9 protein-coding genes and 1 pseudogene are annotated in these 9,760 nt (G+C 69.6%); 1 reads left to right on the forward strand and 9 read right to left on the reverse strand.

The genetic code is table 11. The features are described from left to right. Window positions 1-266: 266 nt before the first annotated feature. The 6 genes from prcA to arc all read right to left on the reverse strand — a co-directional run bounded on the left by prcA (window position 267) and on the right by arc (window position 6,195). Complete coding sequence (gene prcA, locus B9S61_RS38770) at window positions 267-1,025, reverse strand: proteasome subunit alpha (RefSeq protein WP_103546370.1); 759 nt, start codon at window positions 1,023-1,025, stop codon at window positions 267-269. Window positions 1,026-1,093: 68 nt separating this feature from the next. Further along, on the reverse strand, window positions 1,094-1,939 hold the full coding sequence (prcB, locus tag B9S61_RS38775; RefSeq protein WP_103546371.1) for a proteasome subunit beta: 846 nt from the start codon (window positions 1,937-1,939) through the stop codon (window positions 1,094-1,096). Next, window positions 1,891-2,163 carry an endonuclease VII domain-containing protein gene (locus B9S61_RS38780; protein ID WP_103546372.1) on the reverse strand — a complete coding sequence of 91 codons (273 nt, stop codon included), beginning with the start codon at window positions 2,161-2,163 and terminating at the stop codon, window positions 1,891-1,893. The genes prcB and B9S61_RS38780 overlap by 49 nt, the downstream gene beginning before the upstream one ends. Before the next feature lie 124 nt (window positions 2,164-2,287). Continuing rightward, window positions 2,288-2,506, reverse strand: coding sequence for a ubiquitin-like protein Pup (locus B9S61_RS38785; protein ID WP_103546373.1), 219 nt, complete (start codon window positions 2,504-2,506; stop codon window positions 2,288-2,290). A gap of 177 nt (window positions 2,507-2,683) precedes the next feature. After that, window positions 2,684-4,195, reverse strand: coding sequence for a depupylase/deamidase Dop (dop, locus tag B9S61_RS38790; RefSeq protein ID WP_360386236.1), 1,512 nt, complete (start codon window positions 4,193-4,195; stop codon window positions 2,684-2,686). Between the two features lie 233 nt (window positions 4,196-4,428). Beyond that, window positions 4,429-6,195, reverse strand: coding sequence for a proteasome ATPase (gene arc, locus B9S61_RS38795; protein WP_103546376.1), 1,767 nt, complete (start codon window positions 6,193-6,195; stop codon window positions 4,429-4,431). Between the two features lie 245 nt (window positions 6,196-6,440). Here arc and B9S61_RS38805 point away from each other — a divergent pair. Then, a pseudogene (locus B9S61_RS38805) lies at window positions 6,441-6,745 on the forward strand (ferredoxin). A 94-nt stretch (window positions 6,746-6,839) separates the two neighbouring features. Here the strand turns inward: B9S61_RS38805 and B9S61_RS38810 are convergent. The 3 genes from B9S61_RS38810 to B9S61_RS38820 form a co-directional block, all read right to left on the reverse strand. Continuing rightward, window positions 6,840-7,418, reverse strand: coding sequence for a hypothetical protein (locus B9S61_RS38810; protein WP_103546379.1), 579 nt, complete (start codon window positions 7,416-7,418; stop codon window positions 6,840-6,842). A 257-nt stretch (window positions 7,419-7,675) separates the two neighbouring features. Beyond that, window positions 7,676-8,578 (reverse strand): tRNA (adenine-N1)-methyltransferase, encoded by a 903-nt coding sequence (locus tag B9S61_RS38815; RefSeq protein WP_103546381.1) that lies wholly within the window; start codon window positions 8,576-8,578, stop codon window positions 7,676-7,678. 121 nt (window positions 8,579-8,699) lie between these two features. Then, window positions 8,700-9,760 (reverse strand): site-2 protease family protein (locus B9S61_RS38820; protein WP_103546383.1); only part of this gene is annotated, 1,061 nt, incomplete at its 5' end.

A 9,760-nucleotide genomic window follows, 5' to 3' on the forward strand; every position in this document is an offset into this window, starting at 1 on the left:
GGACGGGGCGGGGGTGACCGCCCGCAGCGGCCGGCGCGTCCACGCCCCCGTTTCCCGGGATACCGATTCCGCGCCGGACCGAGGACGGGCACCCCCGACCCGGCCCCGCTCCACCCACCCGCCATAGGCGCTACCCCCACCCCCACCGGAGGGAAAGCGGCGCCGCAGGCATACGACGCGCACCCCACCCCACGGCAAGGGGCGCCACGGGCGCGCGCCCCACCGAGGTGGCCGGGCGGCCCGACGTGGGCGCCGTGCGCCAAGGACTACTCGACGTCACCGCCGGAGTCGGTCTCCGCGTCCGCCTCCGCCGTCGTCTCCGCGCCGCCGGCCTCCAGCAGTCGCGCCAGCTGCCTCGCTCCGATGCGCCGGAACTTCCGCTTCTGCGGCCGCGTACGGTCCAGCACCGCCACTTCCAGCCGCTCGGCGGGAATCTCCCGCTCGCTGCCGTTGGTGTCCCGGGACAGCGACTGCACTGCCAGCTCCAGCGCCTCCGCCAACGTCATCCCGTCCCGGTGCCGCTGGTCCAGGTACCCGCTGATCTGCTCCGCGTTACCCCCCACCGCCACCGAGCCGTGCTCGTCCACGATGGACCCGTCGTGCGGCAGCCGGTAGATCTGGTCGCCCTCCGGGGTCTCCCCGACCTCGGCCACCACCAGCTCCACCTCGTACGGCTTCTCCGCCGCACTCGAGAAGATCGTCCCCAGCGTCTGCGCGTACACGTTCGCCAGACCGCGGGCCGTCACATCGTCCCGGTCGTAGGTGTAACCCCGCAGGTCGGCGTACCGCACGCCACCGATCCGCAGGTTCTCGTACTCGTTGTACTTGCCGGCCGCGGCGAACCCGATCCGGTCATAGATCTCGCTGAACTTGTGCAGCGCACGGGACGGGTTCTCGCCGACGAACACGATGCCGTCGGCATACTGCAGCACAACGAGGCTGCGTCCACGGGCGATGCCTTTGCGGGCGTACTCCGCCCGGTCGGCCATCGCCTGCTGAGGTGAGACATAGAACGGCGTCGACACCGGTTATCCGTCCCTTTCTGTCGAAGTCACTGGAGCACCCTGGAACAACCGAACAACCCGCCCGCGGCCTACAGCAGCGCGGCCCGCGGACCGTCCGGCTGCTCCAGCCGCCGCTCCAGCACGGACCGGGCGATATCGGAGGCCTCGTCCTCGGTGAGCCGGCGGAAGCCGTCCTCGGTGATCACGGTGACGATCGGGTAGATCCGGCGGGCGACATCGGGACCACCGGTCGCCGAGTCGTCGTCTGCCGCGTCGTACAGCGCCTGCACCACCAGCGTGGTGGCCTCGGACTCGGTCAGGTCGCCCCGGAACAGCTTCTTCATCGCACCGCGCGCGAAGATCGACCCGGAACCGGTCGCGGCGTATCCCTGTTCCTCGGAACGCCCGCCCGTGACGTCGTAGGAGAAGATCCGCCCCTTCTCCCGGTCCACGTCGTACCCGGCGAACAGCGGAACGACGGCCAGCCCCTGCATCGCCATGCCCAAGTTCGAACGGATCATCGTCGACAGCCGGTTCGCCTTGCCCTCCAGCGACAGCTGCGCGCCCTCGACCTTCTCGAAGTGCTCCAGCTCCAGCTGGAACAGCTTCACCATCTCCACGGCCAGTCCCGCCGTACCGGCGATCCCCACCGCCGAGTACTCATCCGCCGGGAACACCTTCTCGATGTCCCGCTGCGCGATGACGTTCCCCATGGTGGCCCGCCGGTCACCGGCGAGCACGACCCCGCCGGGAAACGTGACGGCGACGATGGTCGTCCCGTGCGGCGCCTCGATCACGCCCTTCACGGGCGGCAACGACCTCTTGCCCGGCAGCAGTTCCGGCTGGTGCTCGGAGAGGAAGTCCATGAAGGAGGAGGAGCCCGGCGTCAGGAAGGCAGCCGGCAGACGCCCGGTGCTACGAGTGTTGGCTTCCACGCGATTCCTTCCACGTATGCGGCAGCCCGCCTTATGGCATCGGGCCGTTCCTTGAACCGCCCCAGCACCGCGTTGCAGCTGAGGCACAGTACGCCACGGACCCTACCCGTCTCATGGCAGTGATCCACATGCGCGGCGGGGGCCGCCGGATCGATGCGGCAGACGCTTCCCCGGGAGGTGGTCAGCTCGTCACGCCCGGCTGCGGCGATGCCGCGCCGGCGCATCGGATGACCTGCGTGACCGCTGGCGGGCGAAGGCTGCGCGCGGCTCGGCCTGCCGCACCGCGCGCAGCGCTCCAGATGCTCTTTCGAGGCCGAACCCGAAGCCGCCCGACCCTCGGTCCGAAGGCTACTCGCCGCCCTTTTGCACGAATGAGCGAACGAAATCCTCGGCGTTGGACTCGAGCACGTCGTCGATCTCGTCCAGGACGTCGTCCACGTCCTCGCCCAGCTTTTCCTGACGCTCCTTGAGGTCCTCGGAAGCCTGCGTCTCCGCCGCCTGCTCCTCGACCTCCTCCGTCGACCGGGTGGCCTTCTGCTGCCCGCCGCCGGTGTCCTTGGTCGCCATCACCCTCACCCCGCTCGGTTCGCCCGACACAGTTGCTCGGTCAAGATCAGACCCTACTCGCCGGGTCCGACAATGCCCCCGCAGTTGCTCCAACGTACGGGGACCATCTCGATGATTCCCGGACCGGGCGATTTCCACCCTGTCCGGCCGGCCCTTCCCGGGTACCCCGGTGCCCGCTCAGTTCCCCGACAACACCCTGACCAGGTCTTCTGCCGTCCGGCAGCGGTCAAGGAGCTCCTTGACGTGATTACGCGTTCCGCGAAGCGGTTCCAGGGTTGGGACCCGCTGGAGCGAGTCCCGGCCCGGGAGATCGAAGATCACCGAGTCCCAGGACGCCGCCGCGACGTCGTCCGCGTACTGCTCCAGGCACCGTCCGCGGAAGTACGCCCGGGTGTCCTCCGGAGGCGCCGTACGAGCCCGCTCGACCTCTCCCTCGTCCAGCAGCCGCTTCATCCGCCCACGGGCCACCAGACGGTTGTAGAGGCCCTTCTCGGCCCGTACGTCGGCGTACTGGAGGTCCACCAGGTGCAGCCGGGCGGCGTCCCAGTCCAGGCCGTCCCGGCGCCGGTAGCCCTCCATGAGCTCCCGTTTGGCGACCCAGTCCAGCTCGCCGGCCAGGCTCATCGGGTCGCGCTCCAGCCGGGTGAGCGTGTCCTCCCAGCGAGCGAGCACGTCCCTGGTCTGGTCGTCGGCGTCGGCCCCGAACCGCTCCTCCACGTATTTGCGGGCCAGCTCGAAGTACTCCATCTGGAGCTGCACCGCGGTGAGCGTCCGCCCGCTGCGCAGCGTGACGAGCCGTTTCAGGGACGGATCGTGCGAGACCTGGTGCAGTGTCCGTACCGGCTGGTCGACCGCGAGGTCCACCGCGATGAACCCGTCCTCGATCATGGACAGGACCAGCGCCGTCGTGCCCAGCTTCAGATAGGTGGAGATCTCCGACAGGTTGGCGTCGCCGATGATCACATGGAGTCGCCGGTACTTCTCCGCGTCCGCGTGCGGTTCGTCGCGCGTGTTGATGATGGGCCGCTTCAGCGTCGTCTCCAGGCCCACCTCGACCTCGAAGTAGTCCGCGCGCTGACTGAGCTGGAAGCCGTGCTCGTGGCCGTCCTGGCCGATGCCGACGCGGCCGGCGCCGGTGAAGACCTGGCGGGAGACGAAGAACGGCGTCAGGTGGCGCACGATGTCCGAGAAGGGGGTCTCCCGCTTCATCAGGTAGTTCTCGTGCGTCCCGTAGGAGGCGCCCTTGTTGTCGGTGTTGTTCTTGTAGAGGTGGATCGGCTGGGCGCCGGGCAGCTGTGCGGCCCGCTCCGCCGCCTCGGCCATGATGCGTTCGCCGGCCTTGTCCCAGAGCACGGCGTCGCGCGGATTGGTGACCTCGGGGGAGCTGTACTCGGGGTGGGCGTGGTCGACGTAGAGCCGGGCGCCGTTGGTCAGGATGACGTTGGCCAGGCCGATGTCCTCGTCGGTGAGCTGGCTGGAGTCGGCGGCCTCCCGGGCGAGGTCGAAGCCTCGCGCGTCCCGCAGCGGGTTCTCCTCCTCGAAGTCCCAGCGGGCCCGGCGGGCCCGGTGCATCGCCGCCGCGTAGGCGTTCACGATCTGGGACGAGGTGAGCATGGCATTGGCGTTGGGGTGACCGGGCACGGAGATCCCGTACTCCGTCTCGATGCCCATTACTCGCCGTACGGTCATGCGGCCCTCCTTGCCCGGCGGCGTCCCCGGTCGGGGGCGCTGCTGTACCGCTGGCGCTCCGGTGCGTGTGCGGTGCCCGTCCCCGCACTGCGCGACTCGGCGGTACGGACGAGCCTAGAACGCCTTCGCCCTGGTGGGGAGATCATTTGCGTCATTGCTGTGCTCCAGCCGTGGCGCCGGAAAACAGTCGGCTGCGGGTACCCGCTGAGGGGCACCCGCAGCCACCCTGGCTTTTACAGGTACTGACCGGTGTTCGCCACTGTGTCGATGGAGCGTCCGGTGTCCGCTCCCTGCTTTCCGGTGATGAGCGTGCGGATGTACACGATCCGCTCGCCCTTCTTTCCGGAGATGCGGGCCCAGTCGTCCGGGTTGGTGGTGTTGGGCAGGTCCTCGTTCTCCTTGAACTCGTCCACGCAGGCCTGGAGCAGGTGGGAGACGCGGAGGCCCTTCTGGGTCTTTTCCAGGAAGTCCTTGATCGCCATCTTCTTGGCGCGGCCCACGATGTTCTCGATCATGGCGCCGGAATTGAAGTCCTTGAAGTACAGGACTTCCTTGTCGCCGTTGGCGTAGGTGACTTCCAGGAAGCGGTTCTCCTCGGATTCGGCGTACATCTGTTCCACCGCGGTCTGGATCATGCTCTGGACCGTCATGGACCTGTCGCCGCCGTGCTCGGTGAGGTCGTCGCCGTGCAGCGGGAGGCGTTCGGTGAGGTACTTGCCGAAGATGTCCTTGGCCGCCTCGGCGTCCGGACGCTCGATCTTGATCTTCACGTCCAGCCGGCCGGGTCGCAGGATGGCCGGGTCGATCATGTCCTCACGGTTGGAGGCACCGATCACGACCACGTTCTGCAGGCCTTCCACGCCGTCGATCTCGGCGAGCAGCTGCGGGACGATGGTGTTCTCCACGTCCGAGCTGACGCCGGAGCCGCGGGTGCGGAAGAGGGACTCCATCTCGTCGAAGAAGACGATGACAGGGGTGCCCTCGCTGGCCTTCTCCCGGGCCCGCTGGAAGACCAGGCGGATCTGCCGCTCGGTCTCGCCGACGTACTTGTTCAGCAGCTCGGGGCCCTTGATGTTGAGGAAGAAGCTCTTGCCGGCGGCCACCCCGGTGACCTCGGCGACCTTCTTGGCCAGCGAGTTCGCGACGGCCTTGGCGATGAGTGTCTTGCCGCATCCGGGGGGCCCGTACAGCAGCACACCCTTGGGCGGCCGCAGTTCGTGCTCCTTGAACAGGTCCGGGTAGAGGTAGGGCAGCTCGACCGCGTCGCGGATGGCCTCGATCTGGCCTCCGAGGCCGCCGATCTGCTCGTAGCCGATGTCGGGCACTTCCTCGAGGACGAGTTCCTCGACCTCGCTCTTGGGGACGACCTCGTAGACGTAGCCCGAGCGGGGCTCCATGAGCAGGGCGTCGCCGGGACGGATGGTGACGTCCAGCAGCGGCTCGGCGAGCCGCACCACCCGCTCCTCGTCGGTGTGCCCGACCACCAGGGCCCGCTCGCCGTCCTCCAGGATCTCCTTGAGGGTGACGATGTCGCCGACGCGCTCGTACTTCATGGCCTCGACCACGTTGAGCGCTTCGTTGAGCATCACTTCCTGGCCCCGCCTGAGCTCCTCGAGCTCGACGCCCGGGCTCACGTTCACCCGCAGCTTCCGGCCGCCGGTGAAGATGTCGGCCGTGCCGTCCTCGTTCGCCGTGAGGAAGACCCCGAAGCCGGCGGGGGGCTGTGCGAGCCGGTCGACCTCCTCCTTGAGGGCCACGATCTGGTCGCGGGCCTCACGGAGCGTGCCCGCGAGTCGTTCGTTCTGGGCGGACACACCGGCCAGGTTGGTCTGCAGCTCGACGATCCGCTCTTCGAGAATTCTCGTGTGTCGCGGAGAGTCGGCGAGCTTACGTCGCAGGACGGCGATCTCCTGCTCAAGGTAGGCGATCTGCCCGGCCGGGTCCTCGGACCCGCGTCCCGGGCGGATGCCGCGGTTCATGTCGTCGTCGTGGGCTGCCACGGTCCTCACCTCCTCCAAGGGGAGCTGGACGCTTCCAGACCCTACCTGGGCGGGTGTCGATTGAAACCCCTAGATCACAAAGACTGTCGGGGTGTGTCCGATCTTCACCCTTGCGCTCTCCCTCACGCCAGGGGAATACCCATCGAAGATGATTGGAACCCAGGCGAAGGTAGGGTCGAAGTGTTCAACACCCGTCGGAGCTGGCCGGATTCCCGTTCGGTTCGGCGCAGGAAACGGCAGGAGAGATGAGCGTGCAGCAGGAGGCCGAAGTCGTCGGGGAGGCCCTGGAGGTCTGGATCGACCAGGATCTGTGTACCGGTGACGGCATCTGCGCCCAGTACGCGCCCGAGGTGTTCGAGCTGGACATCGACGGTCTGGCCTACGTGAAGAGCCCGCAGGACGAGCTGTTGCAGGACAAGGGGGCGACAACGCCCGTACCACTGCCGCTTCTCACCGACGTGATCGCTCGGCGAAGGAGTGTCCGGGCGAGTGCATCCATGTCCGTCGGGTTTCGGACAGCGCCGAGATCTACGGGCCGGACGCCGGGTGACCGACGGGGCACGGCACGTCACCCGTGTCGTGTCCGGATCCGTCACGCCCCGGCGTACGCGCCTCCGCGCACGCACGCGCGCGGGCCCGGCGGGTCACACGCTCCTGGCGCCGGAGGGGGTGGACCGCACGAACGCGCCGTTCTCCCACCGCCATTTCACGCGCTCGCGCACATCGGGACAGCAACTGGGCACGTCGGCGGACGAGTAGCCGAACAGGGTGGCGGTGACGGCGCCGTCGTGTACGGCGAAGTCGTCGACGTTGGTGCGGTCCCCGGGGTCGGCGAGGGTGGCCACCACGCGCGGTGCGGTGCCGCCGGCGGCCCGGGTGACGACGTAGACACCGTCGGGCGGGGTGCCCATCGGGGAGTCGCAGTGCACCACCGCCACGGTCTCCGGCCGCCCGTCGCCGTCCAGGTCGCCGGACGCCTTCTTCTTCACCACGGTCTTCATCGGACCGCAGTCGAGGGGGAACTCGACGGCCGCTGGATCGGGCGGGGCGATGTGCGCCGGCGCGCTCCTCGTCTGCGGTCCGGGCGTGGGGGCCGCGGTCGCGGCGTCGGGCCCCAGGGCGGAGGAGAGGGCCACGACACCGGCGAGGGCCGTGGCGGTGGCGACCCAGTGGATCGGGCGTGCGTGGGTGTGGGCGAGCTCCGGGACGGCGGAAGGCTGCACTAGGAGTGTCTCCCGTGAGGGCTGTGCCGGTGGGATGGCCAGCATCGTGCCACACGTCACAGTGCGGAGGGAACGGCGGGGTGTGCAGTTCCGGTGTGGGGTGACCGGCGTGCTTCGGGCGCCCCGCCCGGTGGGTCGCCCGGTGGGTCGCCCGGTGGGTCGCCCGGGTCAACGCGAGAGCGCCGTGCCGCAGTTCCGGGCGGTTGCGGGGAACTGCGGCACGGCGCCTGTGTGTTGCGGGCCTGCGGGCCCGGAGGTCAGCGGGCGGTGCCGCCGTCGGCGTTGGGCCCGGCGTAGTCCTCGCCGTAGGCGCCCTTGGCGGGGCGGCGGCGGCGCATGGGCGGCTCGACGCCGTCGGCGAGGCGGCGGGCGGTGAGCAGGAAGCCGGTGTGGCCGATCATCCGGTGGTCCGGGCGGACGGCGAGGCCCTCGATGTGCCAGTTGCGGATCATCGACTCCCAGGAGGTCGGCTCGTTGAAGCAGCCGATCTCGCGGATGGACTCCACAGTCCGGGCGAGCTGGGTGGTGGTGGCGACGTAGCAGCACAGGATGCCGCCGGGCACGAGCGCCTTGGAGACGGCGTCCAGGCACTCCCAGGGGGCGAGCATGTCCAGGATGACGCGGTCGACGTCGGGGTCGGACAGGTTGTCCTGGAGGTCGCCCACGGTCAGCTGCCAGGCGGGGTGCGGACCGCCGAAGTACCGCTCGACGTTCTGCCGGGCGATGTCTGCGAAGTCCTCACGGCGCTCGTAGGAGTGCAGCATGCCCTGGTCTCCGATGGCGCGCAGCAGGAAGCTGCTGAGCGAGCCGGAGCCGACGCCGGCCTCCACGACGCGCGCGCCGGGGAAGATGTCGGCGAAGGCGAGGATCTGCCCCGCGTCCTTCGGGTAGACGACAGCGGCCCCGCGGGGCATGGACAGGACATAGTCGGGGAGCAGGGGGCGCAGAGCGAGGTAGGCGACGTTCCCGGTGGTGCGGACAACGCTGCCCTCGGGAGCACCGATCAGTTCGTCGTGGGGGAAGGAACCCTTGTGGGTGTGGAAATTCTTCCCGGCCTCGAGCGTGAACGTGTAGTGGCGGCCCTTGGGGTCGGTCAGCTGAACCTGGTCCCCGACCTTGAAGGGCCCGCGCCTGCGGGCGGCACCGGTCGGTTCGGACATGTGAGCAGCTTACCGGTTCCCCGGGGTCCGTTCGGACCGGTGGCGGGCGGGCGGCCCGAGGGCGCCGGGTGCGAGCCCGTCGCGGCCGGGTGCGTGGTTGCCCGCGCACCGTCGCGCGGGGTCAGCTGGGCCGTGCCATCGCCTTGACGAAGGCTCGTTCCACGTCCGCCGCGGACAGCACGCCGTAGATCTCGCCCGTGTCCTCGACGACGAGGTACTCGGTGGCCGGTGCGGCGCGCAGGGCGTCCAGCAGGTCCTCCCCGGCGAGCTCGGCGGAGACGCGCATGCCGTCGGTGAGGTCCTGGGCGAGTCCGCTGACCGCGACCCAGGGCCGGCGGTGTTCCGGTACGCCGACGATGGCGGATTCGCGGACCAGGGAGAGGGGCACGCCGTCGGGGTCGACGACGACCAGGGCGCGGGCCCCGGAGGCGTTGGCGCGGCGCAGGGCCTCGGAGAGGGGGGTGTCGGTCTCGACGGGTACCGCGCGGCGGGTGAGGTTGCGGGCACGCAGTTCGGGGAGGTGTTCGCGCAGACGGGCCATGCGCAGGCTGTTGCCGGCGCCGGTCCAGATGATCGCGGCGAGGATGGCGGCGAGCAGGGCGTCCAGGACGGTGTCCATGCCGACGTTGTCCACGGCGTCGGAGCCGAGAGCTCCCGTCTGGGTGAGCAGCGGGAGGCCGATCAGTACGGCGACGGCGAGGGCGCGGCCGACCCAGGCGGCGGCGACGGTGCCGGTCATCGGCTTGCCGCTGACCGCCCAGACCACGGCGCGCAGCATGCGGCCGCCGTCGAGCGGAAGACCGGGCAGCAGGTTGAAGACGGCGACGATGAGGTTGGAGATCATCAGGCCGGCCAGCAGGACGCCCGGGACGCTGCTGGGGTCGACGGCCAGCAGAGCGAGGTAGAAGACGCCCGACAGCACGAGCGAGAGCAGCGGGCCGACGAAGGCCAGTACGAACTCCCGGCCGGGTGTCTCGGCCTCCTTCTCGATCTCGGAGACGCCGCCGAAGAACTGCAGCTGGATGCGGCGCACCGGCAGCTTGAAGCGGAGCGCGGCGAGGGTGTGGGCGAGCTCGTGCACCAGGACGGACGCGTAGAAGGCGACCGCGAAGAACAGGGAGACCAGATAGCTGGCGGCGCCGAGCTCGGGCAGCACGCGGTCGATCTGCCCGCCGAACACCC

This window comes from Streptomyces sp. SM1, assembly GCF_002910825.1.
In the GTDB taxonomy this organism is placed as follows: domain Bacteria; phylum Actinomycetota; class Actinomycetes; order Streptomycetales; family Streptomycetaceae; genus Streptomyces; species Streptomyces okerensis.

Bases quoted from the DNA above. Each gene is read 5' to 3' on its own strand.
- dop (WP_360386236.1), bottom strand. From the start codon at position 4,195: ATGACCGTACGGCGAGTAATGGGCATCGAGACGGAGTACGGGATCTCC.
- B9S61_RS38785 (WP_103546373.1), bottom strand. From the start codon at position 2,506: ATGGCGACCAAGGACACCGGCGGCGGGCAGCAGAAGGCCACCCGGTCG.
- B9S61_RS38780 (WP_103546372.1), bottom strand. From the start codon at position 2,163: ATGCGCCGGCGCGGCATCGCCGCAGCCGGGCGTGACGAGCTGACCACC.
- B9S61_RS38815 (WP_103546381.1), bottom strand. From the start codon at position 8,578: ATGTCCGAACCGACCGGTGCCGCCCGCAGGCGCGGGCCCTTCAAGGTC.